A 19,398-nucleotide genomic window follows, 5' to 3' on the forward strand; every position below is an offset into this window, starting at 1 on the left:
TATGGAAAGGAGCGAATGCTATGAATTTAGAGCAAGCTCAAAAAGCGTTATTTCTGACAGATATTGAATGCGACTGGCACTCACTTCTGCAGGAAACAACGAATATTCTGCCGGAAAACATGCTGACGATTCAATGCTATGGTCCGGTCATTTCAAATCCTTATGGAGATATAATGAGGTCGATTATCATCGCGATTTATCAGGAAAAAATAGAGGAGATTTATGTCGTAGGCACGGAAAATAATGAAGCTGTATCCGCAGATGTTCTTATCGAGCTTGATTCAATGAAAGATAAAATTCAAACTTTGGATTACCTTTTTCAACATAGCAAACCGGAATTTTCAGGGGAAACGGTTCATGAATGGTTAAATGAAAATGGTCGCGATCGGATTGAAAAATGTGTGAATATCATTTATCACCATCCGTTAGTGCCATCAAATGTTAAGGTCCGCGGTTTAATTATTGATCATGAGAATGGGAAACCTTCAATTGTGGAAGTCTCGCCTCAGATAACAGCATGAATTTGCAGTGGAGCGTGGAAATGCTAAAATGGGATGGTCCATGCAGAGGCCATTGACTGTAATAAGTTCATATACCGTTGCGACGAGTGCTTAATTGAAATTATTTTTTCACTTTATAGGAGATGTTTTAAATATGAAAAAGACGAAAGGTTCTTACGAATCCGAGATAAGCAAGGCCATCACACAATGGGAGAAGGACTTTCTTGGACGCGGCTCTCTATCTGTGAAAACAGATATATTACGCGATATGATTATTGTTAACTTGCAAGGAGTTTTAACACCAGCAGAATATACCGTTTGTGAAACAAAAGAAGGATTATTAACGATCAAGAAAACTCGTTCAGAACTAGTTGAATCTGGTGTTGAAGATCTTAAGAAAATAATTTTAACGATAACTGGAGAAAAAGTGAAAAGTTTTCATACAGATATAAGCTCTCGTACCGGTGAACGAGTAATGGTATTTAAATTATATAATGATCTTGAGAAAAGTTTATTTATGTGAATCGAATTCACAAGGTAAAGCTGCTTATTAAAAAAACGAGCAATATTAAGTTTGAAATCATTTATATCCGGAATTTTACGAATTAAAATCCTAAAAGAGTTGATTGATGTTCGTTTATTTACTTGAAGTCAATTATGAAATTGACTAATGTAAAAGCATTTAAAGGTTATAGCACTAATATAACAACGAATAATTTTCCTTTTGACCATGGACATACTCGATTTTTCGAATTTGTCTATGGTCTTTTTAATACACTTTTGTGAACAATGCTTTAGATAAAATGTTTTTTGGCTTATTTTTTCCTACCCAAACGCAATGAGCAAAAAATCAACATAAACCTTAGTTTTTTCGTTTATTTACTTGCTGGTCCATTCATTTAATATGAAGGATTTGGCGTTCTGTATGGATAATGCTCGGAATGGATTGATTGTAAGTCGTTGCCGCATATAGCAGTTATTATTGTGAAAAGCGCACCGATTGCTCCTTTAGAGGAAATGATTAAATTTGCCTCATGGTTGCGAGAGCTTGTGCGGGACTTTAGACTATAATGACAAGATTTTGAGAACCTCTTCTCCTCACCACTAATTACTCATATAAACCTATTCCCATTCTCTATTCATATTTTCTCAGCAACTTTCCAAAAACTTTAAAAATATAGCAAAATAACACCTAATTATATCCATATATATCCATAGATTTCAAGGATATGGAAAATAAATATAGTATAACGGAATAATTTAGAAAAATCGTATAAAAGAACTAAAAATTTTAACATTTGTAACAAAACACAAAAAGAATTACCAAATGTCTAGTTGCAATGAAAAACGACCTGTACTTTTTTCCTAAATATTCCCCCTTCTTTATACCTTTTAGAAATTTTGAATTCAAAATTTTCGTAGGACTATTTTAACTAAAGGTATCTTTGGGATGCTGAAGAAAGTTTGACGAAAATGTGAACGGGTGGTAGTAAATATATAGGCAATCAGGAAATATTTCGGAAAAATTCCAAGTGAAAAAGTATCATTATACATCAGTTTATTCAAAATGTAGGAGAGAGGTATTGGATGTTAGAGTCAAAAAGAAGAGCTATCATATTCATTTCGATTTCATTAATACTTGCAGCGATAGCTGGATTTATGTTTCTACAAAAAGTAAATGAATTGAATGCTAACTTAGGTGGAACCACAAAGGTTTTCGTTGCTAAAAGTGATATAAATTCAAGAACAATTATTACACCGGAGATGGTGGAAACGATTGACCTTCCTAATAAGTTCGTTACAGATACCCATGTAACAGACCCGAGGGAGATAACGAATAAAGTAGCGATAGTGCCATTATTTGAAGGGGATATGATTACAACCAATCTATTAAAGCCATTTTCAGAGGTTGGGGATCCTAATCATCGATTGGTCGCACTTTTTGCAAATGAAAGAGTCTCTTTTGACCAGGAGCTAGAAGATCTGGATCGTGTTGATATTATTGTTTCGCAACAATTCGATGGTCAACCGAAAACAGAGATTTATATGACCGATGTACATGTATTTCGAGTGGATAAAACAAAATCTGAGTTTAGAGGAGTAGCCTTGGAGGTTTCGAAGGAAGACGCTCCTAAATTAATTCATATGCAAAATTATGCTGATAGTATAAGAGTTTTAAAGGCGAATGTGGGACAGGAAGATAAAGCGGAAGAAGTAAGTGGAGAGACTGTTGAAAAGCAGGCAGAAACAAAAAATGAACAGCCTGCACAGCAGCAGGGAGAAACAAGTGAGCAGGCGAATACAGAGAAGAAGCCTGCAACGGAAAATAAGGCAGATAAAGAAACAGGAAAAGAAGCCCCGCAGAAGAGTGAAAATGGAAAAACAGAAGAGTAACGATTAATTGAGTGGATTTTAGCATGTTTTAGTTAAAGTATGAAATTTTCATGATTAGAATCTTAAAAATATTTTGTCATGATCCTTTGTTTAAGAAAATAAAATACAAATGTTCGTTTTTTATATACTAGGCTTTGTCAGAAAATCATTTTGAGAATTTGATGCTCCTGATGATTCTATCAAATGGGGAGTGGGTGATCCTTATCCTAGGGTTTTATCGCTTTGTAGCGATGCATAATTAAAGGATAAAAGTGAGATCAACAAGATGAGAGAGCAAATGCCACTTAAAAAGAAATTTGATTATATGTTGGAGGTACTGGATATGGGTACGGAAAGCAGTATTCTGCTTGTTAGCGATGATAAACAAATAAGTGAGCAGATTATTCAACAAGCATTACAAATGTATCCTAATTTAACTCAGGCTGCTCCTTCTGAGGTGAAGAAGGAAATCGATCGTTTATCTCCGGATGTCGTTCTATTAGTCAATCCAGATGATGAATCAGGGATTGAGCTAGTTCAATATATACACGGTGAGTATCCAAATATTATTATCGTTTTTATTGCAAAAGAGCAGGATTTTCTTTTGCTTCGTGATGCGTCGAGAGCGGGAGCAACGGATTTCTTTATTCTTCCCGACGAGATGGGGCAATTTAGTGACAGAATCGAGAGGATTCTTCTAATTGCAAAAGAACAAAGCGCCACGATTGAAGGGAACTTAGTACCACATCAAGGAGGTCTTCGGAGGGGGAGAGGCCAGATTTTTTCCTTTTACAGTGGAAAAGGTGGCAGTGGTTCAACACTAATTTCAAGCACCTTTGCCCAAACACTTAAATTAGAATCAACATCACAAGTTTTATATATTGATATGAATTTACAATTTGGCGGGGCAGAAATGTATCTTGGGCTTGAAAGCAATCGTTCGCTTGCTGATTTAAAACCCGTTATCAATGAACTAAATGAAAACCATATTCGCAATGTCAGTGAAAAAGAGCCCAATTCGAAAATGGAAATATTACTAAGTCCACGAGATGCTGAAGTGGCTGAAGGGTTGAATGATGATTTTTTTACAAAGTTGTTGAGAGCTTGTAGAAGAAGCTATGACTTCGTTATCGTCGATCTTCCTTCGAATATGAACACCAATACATATGTAGCGTTAGAAGAGGCAGATAAAATTTTCTATGTTATGAATCTCGACACACCTTCCTTTAAAGTATTTAAGCATGTGGAGGATCTATTCAATCGATTAGGAATGGATACGGATGGACGGCTGCACATTGTCGTCAATGAGAAGGGGAGAGAAAACGAGCTTACTCCTAGTGACTTAAAAAACTTTATTGGAGTTCCAGTAGTTGCGGAAATAAGAAGGGATATTAAAGGGGTCCAATCCTTTATTAATAAAGGAGAACCGTTAAGAAAGGTGCCAAAAGAGAAAAAGCTAATCCCGCTCGCAAAGGATATTCGCAAGTGGACACTGACGATTCTTAAATAAACAGGTATGGAGATGAATGCGAGAAGAGCGAGAAAGGAGGAGGCCCTCTTATGTCATTATTTAACCGTTCAGAGAAAAAAATTGAGAATGCAAGTAAAGAAGGTCAAGTTCATTATTCTTCTTACGATAGTCATTATGTCGATGAGCTACTTGAACATTATAAAACAAGATTACTCCGTGAAACGAATCTTGAACAGTTGACAAGTTTGACGCAAGGAGAAATGAGACTTGCGATCGAACGAATGATCAGTCAATTTATGTCAGAGGAAAAAGTGATTATTTCCAGACGCGATAAGGAAATTCTTCTAACCCGACTAATTGATGAGTCTGTTGGCTTAGGTCCATTAGAGCCGCTGCTTCAGGATGATGAAATTACTGAGATTCTCATTAATGGCCACAACCAAGTGTACATTGAGAAAAAGGGGCAGCTGCAGCTAACAGGAATTCAATTTCGCGATGAAGCCCATGTTAGACATATTATTGATCGGGTTGTAGCCCCGTTGGGGAGGCGTGTCGATGAAAGTTCTCCGATGGTGGATGCTAGGCTTCCTGATGGGAGTCGTGTCAATGCCGTTATTCCACCTGTCAGTTTGAATGGAACGCTGATTTCAATACGGAAATTTAGAGCAGACCCTTATCAAATGAGTGATCTCCTTGACTTTGGCTCATTAAATGAAGCGATGGCACAATTCATCCAAGCAGCCGTTTTTGCCAAAATGAGCGTCCTGATTTCTGGGGGAACTGGTAGTGGGAAAACGACGTTATTAAATGCGTTAGCAAGGGCAATTCCAAGCGGCGAACGGGTTATTACAATCGAGGACTCAGCAGAGCTAAAGCTTGGTCGACCAAATGTGGTTGGCATGGAAGCAAGACCACCGAATGTTGAGGGAACTGGTGAAATCACGATCAGACAATTGGTTCGAAACGCTCTTAGAATGCGGCCCGATCGAATTATTGTAGGAGAGGTGCGCGGTGCAGAGGCATTTGACATGCTACAGGCGATGAACACTGGACATGAAGGTTCTCTTACGACGGTCCATGCCAATTCTCCGCTCGATGCATTGAAACGTGTAGAGGGGATGGTTGTGATGGCAGGGATGGATTTGCCTTCAAAGGTTATTCGTGAATACATCGTTGGGGCGCTAGATTTAATTATTCAAGGAACCCGTTTGCCTGATGGACAGAGAAAGCTTATATCCATTTCAGAGGTTGTCAAGAGACCGAATGGCGAGGCCGAAATCCAAGAAATATTTCGTTTTAAACGTACGGGAATAGATTCAGATGGAAAAGTGCTAGGTTACTTTACACCAACAGGAATTGTCCCGCAATGTTTAGAGCGATTACAAGTGTTTGGAGCTGCCATTGATGAATCCATTTTCCAAGCAGAGGAAGAGGTGAAGAATAGTGATTATATCTATTCTTTATAGTTTAGCGGTTCTATTTGCGTTATGGAGCGCCTACAATCTCTTAGGTTATCGTGCTTCTAAAAAAGAATGGGGAAACAGAGTAAGCAAGTGGTTTGGCAGTAGGAATACGAGAAAAAGTTTTATTTTGATTCTAGGTGATAAGTTCGATGAAACCAAGTATGGGAAGAAAACGAATCTCCAGTTAAAACGGGCTAATATCCAATTGATGCCGTCAGAATTTTATGGAATCTTACTTTTAGGTGTCAGTGTAACCGCCCTATTGCTCAACAGTTTCTTCTCCATCAAATTTCCCATTAATCTTATTATTTCAATCGTTCTAATGGAAATGGTAAGAAGGGGCCTGTTTTTGATTCGAAAAAATAAATTCCAAGAGAGAATGAATGAGCAATTGCCGGAAATTTGTCGGATTCTTGCCAATTCTACTCGATCCGGCATGACGTTAACACAAGGAATCGGAATTTGCGCTCAAGAATTAAATGAACCAGCAAAAGACGAATTCCGAAGATTATACGGAGAACTTCAACTTGGTGTTGATTTTAATCGGGCGTTAAAAAATTTAGAAAAAAGAATTCCATCCAGAGAGTTTAAACTATTTATTGCCTCGCTCTTGATTCAAAAGCAGGCGGGTGGAAATATGCATGCGGTTCTAGATGAAATGGGGCAAACATTGGAAGAAAGAAAACTGCTTTTGCAAGAGATCAAAACGATGACTGCTGAGCAGCGATATATCGCTTATATCGTACCTGTTTTACCAATATTTTTATTGCTCATTATGAATAATCTAGTAGACGGGTTTTTAGATCCGCTGTTTTCAGGAATTGGTATTATTCTTCTCGGTTTATTTGTGATTGGGACGTTATTATCTTTCTTTTTAGTAAAGAAAGTAACGGATATAAGGGTGTAATGATATGGATGGAATGATTTTAATAAGTGTGGTCATTAGTTTTTTTCTACTAGCAGCCGGCCTCAAGTATTTCTATGATTACTTGACTGAAAAACAAGAATTAAAACAGCATGTTCATGAAAATGTGATGGTCAACCGCTTTGATATGAAGAGCGGGAAAACGAGAAAAGAAAAAATTTTAGAAAAGACCTTTTATTATGCCGATGATTTTTCTGCATTAGGAAATAGAATTAACTTTTTCAGTGAATCTCATGAAGTAGAAAGATGGTTGATACAAGCAGGGTATCCATACGCTTTAACGGTTGAACGTTTTCAGGGGTTAAAAATATTTATGATGCTTGTAGGCTTTGTAATGGGAGTATTGTTAATGATTATTGGCTTCCCATTCGCGCAATTTTTAATTCTTTTCTTGCCTCTGATTGGTTATTTTGCAACGATTTTTTGGCTGAAGGGAAAAGCGACAAAAAGGCAGGATGAGCTTGGTTTCTCTTTACCAGACTTCCTTGATACGGTCAGTGTCACGCTTCAAGCCGGCCTTGGTTTGGATCAAGCATTAAGAGAAATTGTTCCATATTTTCGAGGACCAATAGGTGAAGAATTTTCAAGGTTTAATCAAGAAATCGACCTTGGAGTTCCGAGGGAGCAGGCGTATAGGAGGATGCTAGAGCGAAATGATAACCTCGCTTTTCAGTCATTAATTAAATCATTAATTCAGGGCTCTAAGCTGGGAGTTCCAGTCGCTACAACATTCAAAATACAAGCAAACGAGATGCGGCAAATGAAGAAAGAGAAAATTAAGGAAATGGCGGCAAAGGCCTCTCCGAAAATCACCATGATTACATCATTTATTGTCATGCCGACCGTGATGATTTTGATCGGTGGCCTGCTTATTTTAAATATGTTCACTGGTGATGACAGTTTACTAAACATGTTTAAGTAAAAATTAACAGAATAAAAGAGTAAGAGAATCCACTTGAAAGGAGGTGAAAGGCAAATGTTCAAAAAGAAATGTATTGAAATGTATGTGAAGTGCAAAGGGCTTCTTCAAAATGAAAGAGGTGCACAAACACTTGAGTGGGTTGCAGTTGCTGCAGTTGTTGTCACAATTGCTGCATTACTGGGGGCTGCATTTAAAGATGGCGATGGTCTAAAGGGTCTTGTTGATAAAATTATTGAGAAGGTCCAAAACAGCCTGTAAAGATGTACTTGAAGTACATATTATTTAGTAGACACCTAAGGTGGTGGTAATTGAATGGTTCAATTGCCACTATCATTTTTTGAGGAGTGTACATTTTTTATGCAAATAAAAAGCTATGTATTAGCCATTATTCTTCTTTTGGGAATCAATGTTCTAGCTGCTTGCAGTGAGAAAAAAGAATCAGATGCACCGGAGAATGGTGATGAAGTGCAACAAGAAAAAACGGAAGGGCAAGCTGTTAGTATACAGGAACTTATTGCTGAACTTCCTGAACCATCCACAACTGCCGAGGAATATATCAACGCTGAACCAGGGCTGTATGCTGGAAAACTATATGCTGATTTGCCAACGGAAGAACAGGAGGAAGTTGTTAGTTTATTTAGGGAGCTACCAAAAATTGGTGAAGAACCAACAGAGGAAGAAATTGAATTATATTGGCGCAAAACGCTTTCCCTTCTTCATGAGGACTACCCTAATCCTGCCGATGCCCTTGATGAAGTAAAGATTGAATCGTTCGGAAGTCCAGAGCTCGAAGATGAGCGTTTTCATTTTAAAGAGCAACTGAATGTACAAATCATTCTTGATGCAAGTGGCAGTATGGGGAATGAAATGGATGGGAAAACAATGATGGATATCGCTAAAGACTCCATTACAGAATTTGCTGCTTCGCTACCTGAAGGAGCAAACATCGCACTCCGCGTTTACGGACATAAGGGAACAGAGAAAGAGAAGGATAAAGAGCTTTCCTGCAGCAGCAATGAACTTATATATGATATGCAAGCATATGAACAAAACGCTCTTCAACAAGCATTGAGCGGGGTTAATCCTGCCGGTTGGACACCGTTGGCAGATGCGATTGAGCAAGCAAAAAATGATTTATCTCAGTATAACAGTGAAAGCAATACAAATATTATTTATTTGGTTAGCGACGGGATCGAAACCTGTAATGGGGATCCAATCGCTAAAGCAAAAGAGCTTGCGGGATCAAATATTCAGCCTATTGTTAACGTCATCGGATTTGATGTCGATTCAAAAGGACAGCAGCAACTAAAGGAAGTGGCTGAAGCAGCTAAGGGAATTTACGAGAATGCAAGAAATGCGGAGGAGTTAAAACAACAGCTCCAAAAGGCGAAGGACGTCGCTGACAAGTGGAAAGAATGGAAGGAAAAATCCATCAATACAGCCAATTCGAACAGATTGGATCAATTTTTAAAGAATATCCCAGCCTACCATATTGAATGGATGGAAGCGAACCGTCGTGAAAACTTAAATTTTTCAAAGCCATTAATTAAATTGCGGGATGAAGGCCATATAAGCAGAGATGCATATCAGCAGTTGATTGAAAAAGTAGATCAAAGATTTAGTACAGGAATAGAAATCGGTGATCAAATACGTGAGGACTTACGTGCATTAGCTGAGAAAAATTTCGAGGATGCAGAAAAAGAGATTAATGAAATATATAGAAACAATGTAGAAAATACCGATCAATAGGTTTGTACTTTTTCAAAGAGAGAAAAGGCGTTGAAATTAAGGGGTGGAAGAATGCTCCAGTTACGAAAGAAAATTCAGGAGGAAAAAGGGTCTGCAACATTAGAATTTATCATGGTGATGCCCTATTACCTTTTCTTTATGCTATTACTTTGGCAGGCTGTTGCTTCAGGCATTACAATTATGCAAGCTCAATCAGCAGTTAATGAAGCAGCGAAAATATACGCTGTAACCAAAAATGAATTCGAAGCAAAAGAGGTGGCGGAGAATATAATTGGGCACAGTGATATTATGACATTTGAACAGTTTCATGTTCCCCCACATTCAGGTAAAGAGTTTACCGCAGAAGTAAAATTGAAACATGGACTTGTTTTTGTTCCAAAAGAGTGGAGAAATGTTGCGTCCGTGGAACTGACTCATTCTGCTTCAGGAAGGGTAATTGAATGAAGAAGTACTTGGACAATGAACGGGGCAGTGGCGTTATTTTAACGATTTTCAGTTTTGCGATTGTGGGGATCATGTTAATTCTAGTGCTTAATATTGCCATGGTTTTTACAAAGAAAGAGCAGGCGTCGATTGCGGCAGAGCATGCCAGTATAGCAGCAACGAGCGTTGTGTATGAAAAAATTGATAGCGTTGTGAAACATCATGAAAAAAAAGTGCTGATTGGCATTGATGAAGATGGTGTTGAAATTTTCAAATACGAGCCGCTCATTGATAAGGTGCGTGACAAAGAGTCTGCGATTAAAGCTTCCAATCCATGGCTTTCAAATAATGAGGCTTATATTAAAGCGGTCAATGATGTCTTAAGCAAGGAAATTCCAGATGATGAGGATTTGCCAGCTAAAATTTCTGCTGCAATAGATTCTGCAAAATATTCTATTCCATCCGTGATAAGAAATACGATTGCAGAGAACTCTGGTGAGGTGACCGATTTTGACTGGAACTTCTTATATGATGAAAACCGTATTGAAGTAATAGCGAAAACAAAATTTGAAGCTGTTAATCATGATGGCATTCAGTTTGGCGGAGAAAGCGATATTCCGCAGAGGGGAAAAGGTCCGGTTATTTCGTTTATTGAGGTATCTGGATGGTAAGAGTTCAATCATAGCTTTCTAAGAAAGGAGTGGATGGAGCGGATGAAAAGAAAGACAAAAGTTTGGATAAACAGAATTACTGCTGTGTTTATGGCAGTTATGGTTGTTTTTATGAGTTTCTTTCCTATTATTACATTTGCCGAAGGGAATTTTAAACCTGGAAACTTCTCTCCGGGTAACTTTACACCCGGAAATTTTACCCCTGGGAATTTTACTCCCGGTAATTTCTCGCCAGGCGAGTTTACCCCAGGTGATTTTCAACCAGGAGAATTTAGCCCAGGAGAATTTGCTCCGGGCGATTTTCAACCAGGAACCTTTAGTCCAGGTGAGTTTAATCCAGGCGATTTCGTGCCAGGTGAAGGAGCGACACCGGGGCAATACACTCCGGGTCAAACAACGCCAGGAAATTTCACAGAGGGAACGCCTGGAACAAACCCTGACGGCCAAAACAGAAATCCCACACCATCCACAACGAATCCATCTACTATAGAAAATCCATCTTATGACACGAATGCTCCAACAACCGGTAGTGGTGAAACGGATCAGAATCAAGGGGATTCAAGCTCCGAGGGTACGAAAAAGTATCCATTTAGTGATGATCCGGCATACCAAGGGCTTAAATTTATCACGAACAGCATGATCTTTCCAGCTATAAAGGGACTCGATAAACATACTTTAATTGATATTGATTGGAATCGCTATGAGGAGAATTTAAGTAAAAGTGTAGCGAAGAGTCTCATAAAAAATCAGCTAGGAAATATGTTTGATGGGAACACATTATACGGGGGCCTTGGTAAGTTAGGATTAGATATATGGTCAGGAGTAGACAACGCTAAGCACATAAGCGGGTTTTTTAACTCTTGGACGGATATTAAATCCATTTGGAATACTGCAACAACTACAGGTGGCAGCTTTAGCGGTGCAGCTCTTGGTTCAGGTTCATTTTTCTCAAAAATAACAAAGCCTTTTGATATGGGGACAGGTATTGCAGGAAAAGCTGCCCCGTGGATGGCTGCAATTAGTACGGGTATTTCAGGAGCAGAAACGATCATGAATTTTGCCAATGGAGATACTGTAGACGGTTTTGCTAGTCTTGGCGAAACCCTCATGTCTGGGGCAGTCGTCTTATCTGCAACAGGAGTTGGAGCGCCAATTGCGGCAGGCGTTGCGATTGCTGGTGGAGTACTTTGGGCAGGAGCAAAGATTGTGAAACATAAGGATACAGTTGTTAAAGCTGTCAAAGCAGTAGGAAATGGTATTGCTAATACTGCAAAAGCAGTAGGTAATGTTGTAAAAGGCGGAGTAGATGTCGTGAAATCTGGGTTTAAGAAAATTGCAGGCTGGTTTGGGTAATAGGATGCTTACTATCTAAAAGCAGGTTTGTTATGCTTGGTTTATGAGTACAAATAGGTGGGGGATTGAGAAATCCTCCACTGAAAGAAAAATGATAAGACATTCAAAGAATAGAAGTTTTTAATGGAGGCAACAAACATGCTTAATATGGGGAATATTCCAGAACATATTCGTACATCTCTAAAAAATTTTTATAAACAAAATGAAAAGCCAGACGTCTTTCCATCAAAATTTCAAGTCAATGGTGAATATTATTATTATTTTACGTTTGCGCCTGCCAAGGAACAACTGATCATGAAAGAGGATGGTACTGTCCCGTATTTCCATGAGATAAAAAGAGAAGCTCTAATTTTTAATAACTACAATATTTCAATTGAATCTCTTATTGCTGTGGGTGGCAAGTGGGTGAAATCTGATAAAAGAAAAAATTATGAGCAATTATTAAACATATTGAAAGATCTAAAGAAAAAATTACCAACAGATTTAAATAGTTCATACAATTCATATGTAATGACAGCGGAGAGGATTTTAGAGGAGCAGTCCAATATCGAGATGACTGTGCAAAAGGCGACTGAGATTTGGGATCGAACTAATCATGAAGAGCTTGCTACAGAGCAGGATCAAATTGATATGAGACAGTGTATTGTTGATCTATCGCGAGCTGCTTATCGACAAAATGAAATTCAATTACGTACAGAAAAAGAAAGAGAGATCATTTGGAATTATGTTTCTTCGAATAAATGGTCTATTGGTTTAGGTTTATATCTAAACTTAAAAAAATATCAAAAAAACATGATGAAAAACACACCAGAAAATATTAGAGAAGCAGAAGAGACAGGAAAAATGGTACTTGGGAAAGATCTTCCTCTTGAAAAGCACGAAAATGCTGAACAAGTATGGAAACAGCTTCGAAACCCAAGGTAGGAGGATACGAAATGCTAGCATCAATTAAGGAAGCTTTAGCGATTTATAAAAGGAATTTTTGGCGCGTCCTATTAATAGGATTGACGATTATTTTACCGATTCAACTTATTTATACGATTGTCGTGAATTTTGTTTCTCTTCCGCTTGCTTTTTTTAATATCCCCCTTTGGAGTAATTTGTTTCAAGGCATTTTTATGATCATGAGTCTTTTTTTAATTTTAATCCCACTGATTAGTTTAGTAGTCCAAGAGACAAGAACGCAAAAGGTGAATACAGGAAAAATATATGTTGATATGCTGCGATATTCTTTCTTTTTATATGTAATTAGTATTCCTGTGTCTATCTTAACGACGATCGGTTTTTTTCTATTAATTATTCCTGGGCTCGTCTTGTTAATCTTTTCGATGGGAATGCCATTTGTGAAAGTGACAGAGGATGACTCTTTAAAGGGAGTTTTGAAAAAATCTATTGCGTTTGGGAAAGAGCATTTTATGAATATTTGCGGACTGCTACTTCTTTTTGCTGCGGTTGATTTTCTTGCTTCATTTTTATTAACCTATTTAGCGATTGGTTTAACGGGGCTGATGGCCATTACAAACTGGGCATTAATGGTCTTGAATATGTTTTTGCTTCCCGTCTTCGTCTTCACAGTCGCAAAGCTTTATCTTGATTGGAATGGAGAAGCAGATCTTGTCCATGAAGATGCCTATTTTCAACAGTTAAAACAATATCAATAACTTCCCTTGAAGGAACCTCCTTTAAGGGTTTTTTATTGCCTGTTTTTAATGTAGAATGCTCTCACTTTTAAAAAATCGCTGCTTTCCTCATATAACAGGTGCCTTATCTCCCTAACATTTGGTAAAATAAAAGTTGAAACTCATTTTACATTATAGTAGATGAATGGATCATTTTAATAGATTTAGAACAAAGGTAGGTGGCAGATGTGGGACTAGATTGGCTCATGGAATTTTTAAAGGGTACATTTAAACTTTTTCTCCATCCGATTTTTTATTACAGTTTCTTTTTAGCAGCCGTATTGGGTGTATCACGAGTTAAAAGAGAACGAAAAAACTTCAGTGTTAGAGCGGAGAATGCCTATTTTGAGCTGAGACAGCTCCTACCATTAGGAATCGTCATTGGACTTGGAATTTCTGTCGTCATGATTGGGGTTGGATTAGCGATTCCATTTGCAACGATTATTTTTGTGGCACTTCTTACTTTGGTATTAAGCATTGCCATGAATCCTCGACTATTATCACCTGTCTTTACGATTGGTTTTGCTTTCTTCCTCACCATTTTTGCAGGGGGAGAAAAGTGGTCAGTACCACTGTTTCAGAATGCGTTTCTCCAATTAGAGGAGAAAATTTATCCGTCTATCGCCATTCTTTTGGCGCTTCTTGTCATTGGTGAGGGCATCTTGATATTCATGAACGGCAAAAAAGGAACCTCTCCTAAGCTTACCATTAGCAAAAGAGGACAGCGTGTTGGAATACATGAAGTCAAGCGTTTGTGGATGATTCCTGTCTTTTTGATAATCCCGGGCTCATCTTTACAAGCCCAATTCGAATGGTGGCCAGTTTTTTCAATCGGATCAGAAAGCTTTTCATTGCTCCTCGTTCCATTTACAATAGGATTTCATCAACGGATCCAGGGCATTCTCCCGATAAAAGCTGTCCAAGCTGTCGGGAAAAAAGTGATAGCTTTAGGCCTTCTCTTGGTTCTCATGGCAATCGGAAGCTATTGGCTCCCAATTTTAGCGATCGTTACGGTGTCGTTAGCTATCCTAGGAAGGGAATTTATTGCCTTAAGACATCGCATAACCGACGATAGTTTGCCGTTTTATTTTTCCAAACGTAACAATGGCTTGATGATATTAGGTATTCTCCCCGAATCGCCTGCAAGTAAAATGGGGCTGCAGGTCGGTGAACTTGTGCTCAAAGTGAATGGAAGTCTCGTTCACGATGAGACAGGATTCTACACGGCCTTGCAGCGAAATCGTGCCCATTGCAAACTGGAAGTACTTGATGCACAAGAGCAAATACGCTTCGTCCAACGGGCACTATACGAAGGTGACCACCACGAGCTAGGCATTCTCTTCGTCCAGGACGAGAAAAAGTGGGGAACAGAGGTAGGGTAATGTGTGATTTTTCATAATTAGTTAGAATCGTTTCATAATAAGTTAGAATGATTTTTCATAATAAATTAGAATATTATTGATTTTATTTTTAACGTCTTGAAGGTAAAGCTTTAAGACGTTATGTGTTTATTTATCAAATATTAAAAAGGTATATGGGTGTTTTTATTTGGAGGAAGGGTTTATGGCAAATAAAAAAACTTTATTAATTTGCCCGAAGCCGTTTAATGATGAAAGTCTAGCGGGCTATATATTGAGGTTAACAGAAAGAAACTTTTACGAAAAGATAAGTCATATATATATAATGTCTGATCTTTGGGAAACTGTAAAAGGGAGAAGTAGTAATGGAAACCTTTTAAGCCCGTTAAAAGTGAATATGAATAACCTATGCGAATTAATTAACTGTTCTATTGATAATATACAAAAATTATCCTTTGCAACTAGTAACGTTGACTACACCTACCCTTTTCAATTTAATAATCAACCAATACATCGAGAAGCAATACATACTACAAAAACAAAAATATGCCCTAATTGTTTAGCAGAGGAAGCATATCACAGGAAGGCATGGGATTTGGTACCAGTGACGGTATGTATTAAACATAAAAAGATTCTGGTTGATCATTGTAATAGTTGTAAAAAGGAAATTTCTTGGTCTCGTACAAAGATTTTAGAATGTTCTTGTGGACAATTATTAACAGAAATCCCTACGAGGCGTGTATCCATTCCAGAAACATTAATTAGCTCTTTATTTTATAATAAGGCTCCAAAAAGATTAAGTCTATCTAATGGTAATCCATTAATAAATTTGGGTTTCTTTGATTTATATGAGGTTCTAGTGTTTTTTTCTTGGTTCCTAAAAAAAAGTAGTAACTGGAAATTGAGAAATAAATACATCGGCAAATCTCTGAATAATGAAGAGGTTCATAGGTTATTTTCAGAAGTTTCTGTGATATTTAAAAAGTGGCCAATAAATTTTTTGAAACTCCTTGATAATATCCACGAATCTTCACTGAAGGTAGAGGGTGATACCTCAATTGAAAATCATTTTGGGTATTTTTATACTTCGATTTACAGACACTTAAATAGAACGAATACAAGATTTATACTAGAAGAGTTTGATGATTACCTCGCTAAAAATTGGGATGGTGGCTATATTGCGGTATTAAAGAGCTCATCGTCTAAAAACTTGAATAAAAAGTATATCTCTGCAAAAGAGGTTTATGAAATATACGGAATATCTGCTGATATAGTTAAAGATTATATAAATAAAGGTGTTTTTCGTGGAGTGATAAAAAAACGGGGACAAGCAACATTGATATTAGTAGAAAAGGAAAGTGTAGAGAGGCATAAAGAGAAAATGGAAAATACAATATCTACGCAGGAAACAAGTGAAATTCTTGATATTTATGATAGGAGTGTTCATATACTTCAAAGGTATAAGTGTATTGAAGCATTCAGGGGACCTCAATTAGATGGATATCCCCATTGGCGATTTTCTAAAGAAACTGTCTATGGACTGTTAGAGGAGATAGACAAAAAAACTTTAACTTTTAATAACGAAAATGTTGAAAAAGAGATAATCACTTTCCGTATCGCACTACAAACAGCTGGTAGTTATAAGTTTGGTATAGGAGAACTTGTGCAGGGAATCATAAACAATCATATTAGACCTGTTAGATTAGGAAAGGGAAATGGTTTAAACCAATATGAGTTTCTAAGAGAAGATATAAGGGAATATTTTTTAAAACTTCGAGCATATGCAGATAAAGAATATATACTAATGATAGAAATGGTAAAAACATTAGGAGTTAAAAGAGAGAATATTGCTGATTGGATGAAAAAAGGGTTTCTTAGTTATGAAGTTGGAAATACAGAGGAATTTAAATCAAAAAGGCAAGAGTTTGATAGCTTTATTAACACTTACATACCATTGTCGATTGTTGCTAAAGAATTGAATACAAACTCAGGTAGCTTATATCAAAAATTATTAAGTAAAAATATTGTTGCTTTAACTGGTCCCAGGATAGACGGTGGAAAACAATACTTATACGATAAATTTAAAATAGATAGTTACCTAGAAGCAATAGGGTTCAAAAAAATTACACTTATAAATAAGTAGTGAAGGAAGATGCCTCCGTTAAAATTAAGGGGCATTTTTTAAATCACAGATAAGTAAATCAGTATATTCATAAACCAGATGGTAAAGGCTGACCATTATTTGGGGATCGGCTATAAATGGAGTTTTGAGGATGAACAGTGAATCTTTAATGATTGATATATTATTATCAATTGGCCCCTTAGCCATAGTTGTAAGTATCATGCTTAATATTTTAATCAGTATAGCAGGAATTATCCCAAGTGTATTTATAACGGCTGCTAATATTACCGTTTTTGGATTTCATACAGGTTTAGTCATATCGTATATCGGTGAATTAATGGGAGCAATCGTTAGCTTTTGGTTGTATCGAAAGGGAATTCAAACCATAAATTTAAAAACTTTAAACAAAAATAAGTGGTTGGTAAAACTTCAAAATACAAAGGGCTGGGATACTTTTTACATGATTGTAATGCTTAGAATTCTTCCTTTTGTTCCTTCTGGAATGGTTAACCTAGCATCAGCAATAAGTAGGACTACACTCCTTACTTTCATTGCAGGAAGCTCTTTAGGAAAGCTACCTTCACTCATCATTGAAGCCTACTCAGTAAACCAAGTGTTGGAAGCTTCCACTAATGAAAAAGCGTTCTTAATTATGACTTCTCTCATTATTTTTATCATTTATATTATAAAAAAGTATTTAAAGTAGAGGGAATGGAGGATTCAAAAGATTGAAGAATGACTAAAAGAGGGAATGAAAACCTTTCTTTTCATAACGAGCATCTTATTAAAATTTTTTATTATTTCTCAACTGAATCTGCACATATTCTTGCGAGAATAATTGTGTAAAATATTTTAGTAAGATGGAGGAAAAACCATGGAAGTTAAAAAGATTTTAATGATTCTAGGGGCCGCAATGATTATATTGTTTATTGGATGGTTTTATATAGCACAATTACATGTTCCGGAAGTTGAGACGGAGGATGATACTATTGAGGAACAGGTCGAAAATTCAGCATCAAATATCAAAAGAGAAGGCATAGAATCTTCAATACAAAGAACAGGCTCACAAGGAACAGTCCAGATACAAGTTTCCTTAATACACGAAAAAATTCTCATCACAACTCTTTTTTGAAGTAGACTTTAATACACATTCTGGTGATTTGCTTCAATATGAGATGGACTAACTTGCACAACTTTCTTTTGAGAACCATCCAAATGGAACAGCTGAGTGGGAATTATCCAATGAAGATTCTCATCATATGGTCGGCTCTTTAACGTGGAATGGAGAAGTCTTGGATGAACGTATCACTTTGAGATTAGATAATATTGAAAACATCCCATCTAGGTCATTTAATTGGGAGAAAAATGATGTAGCTCAAATTGTTCAGGATGAATAAATAGAGGAGGAGACAAAATGAAGCAAAAGACAGGCATAATACTGGTTGGTTTATTTATAGTGGTTGCTATTATTTTTATTTCTACAAAAGGAGAACCTTCTTTAGCTTATATACCTAATGCTAGCGATGGAACGATTTCGGTTATCGATATTATTAAGCAGCAAGAAACTAAAACAATTAAGGCCGGAGATGGAACACACGGGTTAGAGCTTTCACCAGATGGGAAGTTTTTATATGCCTCAAACCGAAGTTCCAATGATCTTGTTAAACTAAATCTTGAAAATTATGAGATTACAAAAAGGGTTGTCACAGGGGAAACAGCGAACCACGTATCTTATGTACCTGGCGATGATAAACTTTATGTAACAAAAAAAATTCCAATGATTTATCGGTAGTGGATGATAATAGTTTTGAAGTTATTAAGAAGATTAAACTTGGAGAAACTCCTAGAAATAAGTTTTTCCATGTAGATGCTTTTGGAAGTTTGTATTTTATTATTCTGAAATCCTGTTAAATACAGGATTTTTTTGATCAGTAATAATTACTATATAAAAGACGTTTTAAGTATAAAAGAAAGTAAATGGAAAATAATAATTCCGACAAAACTATTTGGAGGTTTTTAACATGGTGTACTTTCAGCTTCACCAAAAGATATGGATCAATGTATTGAAATTTGTGTAAAATGTGCTAGGGCTTGTGAAGAATGTATAACTGCATGCTTACAAGAACCAGATGTTCAAGCAAGGGTAAAATGTATTCAAATGCTTAATGATTGCGCTGAAATTTGTTTGCAATCTGTGGCTTTTATGGCCAAAAATAGTATGTATGCTAAACAACATTGTCAACTTTGTGCAGCTATTTGCGAAGCTTGTGCAGTGGAATGCGAAAAATTCCAAGATGCACATTGCCAAGAATGTGCGAAAATTTGTCGTGAGTGTGCAGAAGTTTGCAGAAATATGGGTTCTTAATTACTAGGAAATCTCTCCGCCTTA

The 19,398-nt window shown here is 36.9% G+C and carries 20 protein-coding genes; all 20 read left to right on the plus strand.

The genetic code is table 11. From position 1 onward, the window contains the following. Positions 1-20: 20 nt before the first annotated feature. The 20 genes from PZE06_RS06765 (at position 21) to PZE06_RS06860 (ending at position 19,374) form a co-directional block, all read left to right on the plus strand. Positions 21-521 carry a carbonic anhydrase gene (locus tag PZE06_RS06765; RefSeq protein ID WP_150914897.1) on the plus strand — a complete coding sequence of 167 codons (501 nt, stop codon included), beginning with the start codon at positions 21-23 and terminating at the stop codon, positions 519-521. Positions 522-654: 133 nt separating this feature from the next. Further along, positions 655-1,023 (plus strand): Na-translocating system protein MpsC family protein, encoded by a 369-nt coding sequence (locus tag PZE06_RS06770; protein ID WP_150914898.1) that lies wholly within the window; start codon positions 655-657, stop codon positions 1,021-1,023. A gap of 1,064 nt (positions 1,024-2,087) precedes the next feature. Beyond that, positions 2,088-2,894, plus strand: a complete 807-nt coding sequence (gene cpaB, locus PZE06_RS06775) for a Flp pilus assembly protein CpaB (RefSeq protein WP_150914899.1) — start codon at positions 2,088-2,090, stop codon at positions 2,892-2,894. Between the two features lie 265 nt (positions 2,895-3,159). After that, positions 3,160-4,383: a CpaE/TadZ family protein gene (locus tag PZE06_RS06780; protein WP_225310619.1), complete on the plus strand. Its 1,224-nt coding sequence runs from the start codon at positions 3,160-3,162 to the stop codon at positions 4,381-4,383. Between the two features lie 50 nt (positions 4,384-4,433). Then, the gene (locus PZE06_RS06785; RefSeq protein ID WP_150914900.1) at positions 4,434-5,810 is read left to right on the plus strand and encodes a TadA family conjugal transfer-associated ATPase; all 1,377 of its coding nucleotides are present in this window, start codon (positions 4,434-4,436) and stop codon (positions 5,808-5,810) included. Next, positions 5,788-6,714 carry a type II secretion system F family protein gene (locus PZE06_RS29840; RefSeq protein WP_150914901.1) on the plus strand — a complete coding sequence of 309 codons (927 nt, stop codon included), beginning with the start codon at positions 5,788-5,790 and terminating at the stop codon, positions 6,712-6,714. Before PZE06_RS06785 ends, PZE06_RS29840 begins: the two co-directional genes overlap by 23 nt. 4 nt (positions 6,715-6,718) lie before the next feature. Then, positions 6,719-7,654 (plus strand): type II secretion system F family protein, encoded by a 936-nt coding sequence (locus tag PZE06_RS06795; protein WP_150914902.1) that lies wholly within the window; start codon positions 6,719-6,721, stop codon positions 7,652-7,654. A gap of 54 nt (positions 7,655-7,708) precedes the next feature. After that, a complete protein-coding gene (locus PZE06_RS06800; protein ID WP_137744507.1) occupies positions 7,709-7,912 on the plus strand; it encodes a hypothetical protein in 204 nt (67 codons plus the stop codon). Between the two features lie 54 nt (positions 7,913-7,966). Beyond that, on the plus strand, positions 7,967-9,403 hold the full coding sequence (locus PZE06_RS06805) for a vWA domain-containing protein (RefSeq protein WP_150914903.1): 1,437 nt from the start codon (positions 7,967-7,969) through the stop codon (positions 9,401-9,403). 51 nt (positions 9,404-9,454) lie between these two features. After that, positions 9,455-9,847, plus strand: a complete 393-nt coding sequence (locus tag PZE06_RS06810; protein ID WP_095314689.1) for a TadE/TadG family type IV pilus assembly protein — start codon at positions 9,455-9,457, stop codon at positions 9,845-9,847. After that, positions 9,844-10,497 (plus strand): pilus assembly protein TadG-related protein, encoded by a 654-nt coding sequence (locus PZE06_RS06815; RefSeq protein WP_150914904.1) that lies wholly within the window; start codon positions 9,844-9,846, stop codon positions 10,495-10,497. The genes PZE06_RS06810 and PZE06_RS06815 overlap by 4 nt, the downstream gene beginning before the upstream one ends. Before the next feature lie 42 nt (positions 10,498-10,539). Beyond that, positions 10,540-11,850 carry a hypothetical protein gene (locus tag PZE06_RS06820; protein WP_150914905.1) on the plus strand — a complete coding sequence of 437 codons (1,311 nt, stop codon included), beginning with the start codon at positions 10,540-10,542 and terminating at the stop codon, positions 11,848-11,850. A 138-nt stretch (positions 11,851-11,988) separates the two neighbouring features. Beyond that, entirely contained in the window at positions 11,989-12,774 is a 786-nt protein-coding gene (locus PZE06_RS06825) for a hypothetical protein (protein ID WP_150914906.1), read from the plus strand. An 11-nt stretch (positions 12,775-12,785) separates the two neighbouring features. Continuing rightward, complete coding sequence (locus PZE06_RS06830; RefSeq protein WP_137744502.1) at positions 12,786-13,511, plus strand: hypothetical protein; 726 nt, start codon at positions 12,786-12,788, stop codon at positions 13,509-13,511. A 206-nt stretch (positions 13,512-13,717) separates the two neighbouring features. Further along, positions 13,718-14,911 carry a PDZ domain-containing protein gene (locus PZE06_RS06835; protein ID WP_150914907.1) on the plus strand — a complete coding sequence of 398 codons (1,194 nt, stop codon included), beginning with the start codon at positions 13,718-13,720 and terminating at the stop codon, positions 14,909-14,911. Between the two features lie 181 nt (positions 14,912-15,092). After that, complete coding sequence (locus PZE06_RS06840) at positions 15,093-17,030, plus strand: TniQ family protein (RefSeq protein WP_150914908.1); 1,938 nt, start codon at positions 15,093-15,095, stop codon at positions 17,028-17,030. A gap of 130 nt (positions 17,031-17,160) precedes the next feature. Next, on the plus strand, positions 17,161-17,715 hold the full coding sequence (locus PZE06_RS06845) for a TVP38/TMEM64 family protein (RefSeq protein ID WP_225310618.1): 555 nt from the start codon (positions 17,161-17,163) through the stop codon (positions 17,713-17,715). A gap of 168 nt (positions 17,716-17,883) precedes the next feature. Beyond that, a complete protein-coding gene (locus PZE06_RS06850; RefSeq protein WP_150914909.1) occupies positions 17,884-18,141 on the plus strand; it encodes a hypothetical protein in 258 nt (85 codons plus the stop codon). Between the two features lie 282 nt (positions 18,142-18,423). Then, positions 18,424-18,801 (plus strand): YncE family protein, encoded by a 378-nt coding sequence (locus tag PZE06_RS06855; protein WP_150914910.1) that lies wholly within the window; start codon positions 18,424-18,426, stop codon positions 18,799-18,801. A gap of 258 nt (positions 18,802-19,059) precedes the next feature. Then, on the plus strand, positions 19,060-19,374 hold the full coding sequence (locus PZE06_RS06860; protein WP_150914911.1) for a four-helix bundle copper-binding protein: 315 nt from the start codon (positions 19,060-19,062) through the stop codon (positions 19,372-19,374). Positions 19,375-19,398 lie beyond the last annotated feature (24 nt).

Source organism: Robertmurraya sp. DFI.2.37 (assembly GCF_029211245.1).
GTDB classification, from domain to species: Bacteria; Bacillota; Bacilli; order Bacillales; family Cytobacillaceae; genus Robertmurraya; species Robertmurraya methanolica_A.

Bases quoted from the DNA above. Each gene is read 5' to 3' on its own strand.
- PZE06_RS06765 (WP_150914897.1), top strand. From the start codon at position 21: ATGAATTTAGAGCAAGCTCAAAAAGCGTTATTTCTGACAGATATTGAA.
- PZE06_RS06770 (WP_150914898.1), top strand. From the start codon at position 655: ATGAAAAAGACGAAAGGTTCTTACGAATCCGAGATAAGCAAGGCCATC.
- cpaB (WP_150914899.1), top strand. From the start codon at position 2,088: ATGTTAGAGTCAAAAAGAAGAGCTATCATATTCATTTCGATTTCATTA.
- PZE06_RS06780 (WP_225310619.1), top strand. From the start codon at position 3,160: ATGAGAGAGCAAATGCCACTTAAAAAGAAATTTGATTATATGTTGGAG.
- PZE06_RS06785 (WP_150914900.1), top strand. From the start codon at position 4,434: ATGTCATTATTTAACCGTTCAGAGAAAAAAATTGAGAATGCAAGTAAA.
- PZE06_RS06795 (WP_150914902.1), top strand. From the start codon at position 6,719: ATGGATGGAATGATTTTAATAAGTGTGGTCATTAGTTTTTTTCTACTA.
- PZE06_RS06800 (WP_137744507.1), top strand. From the start codon at position 7,709: ATGTTCAAAAAGAAATGTATTGAAATGTATGTGAAGTGCAAAGGGCTT.
- PZE06_RS06805 (WP_150914903.1), top strand. From the start codon at position 7,967: ATGGTTCAATTGCCACTATCATTTTTTGAGGAGTGTACATTTTTTATG.
- PZE06_RS06810 (WP_095314689.1), top strand. From the start codon at position 9,455: ATGCTCCAGTTACGAAAGAAAATTCAGGAGGAAAAAGGGTCTGCAACA.
- PZE06_RS06815 (WP_150914904.1), top strand. From the start codon at position 9,844: ATGAAGAAGTACTTGGACAATGAACGGGGCAGTGGCGTTATTTTAACG.
- PZE06_RS06820 (WP_150914905.1), top strand. From the start codon at position 10,540: ATGAAAAGAAAGACAAAAGTTTGGATAAACAGAATTACTGCTGTGTTT.
- PZE06_RS06825 (WP_150914906.1), top strand. From the start codon at position 11,989: ATGCTTAATATGGGGAATATTCCAGAACATATTCGTACATCTCTAAAA.
- PZE06_RS06830 (WP_137744502.1), top strand. From the start codon at position 12,786: ATGCTAGCATCAATTAAGGAAGCTTTAGCGATTTATAAAAGGAATTTT.
- PZE06_RS06840 (WP_150914908.1), top strand. From the start codon at position 15,093: ATGGCAAATAAAAAAACTTTATTAATTTGCCCGAAGCCGTTTAATGAT.
- PZE06_RS06845 (WP_225310618.1), top strand. From the start codon at position 17,161: ATGAACAGTGAATCTTTAATGATTGATATATTATTATCAATTGGCCCC.
- PZE06_RS06850 (WP_150914909.1), top strand. From the start codon at position 17,884: ATGGAAGTTAAAAAGATTTTAATGATTCTAGGGGCCGCAATGATTATA.
- PZE06_RS06855 (WP_150914910.1), top strand. From the start codon at position 18,424: ATGAAGCAAAAGACAGGCATAATACTGGTTGGTTTATTTATAGTGGTT.
- PZE06_RS06860 (WP_150914911.1), top strand. From the start codon at position 19,060: ATGGATCAATGTATTGAAATTTGTGTAAAATGTGCTAGGGCTTGTGAA.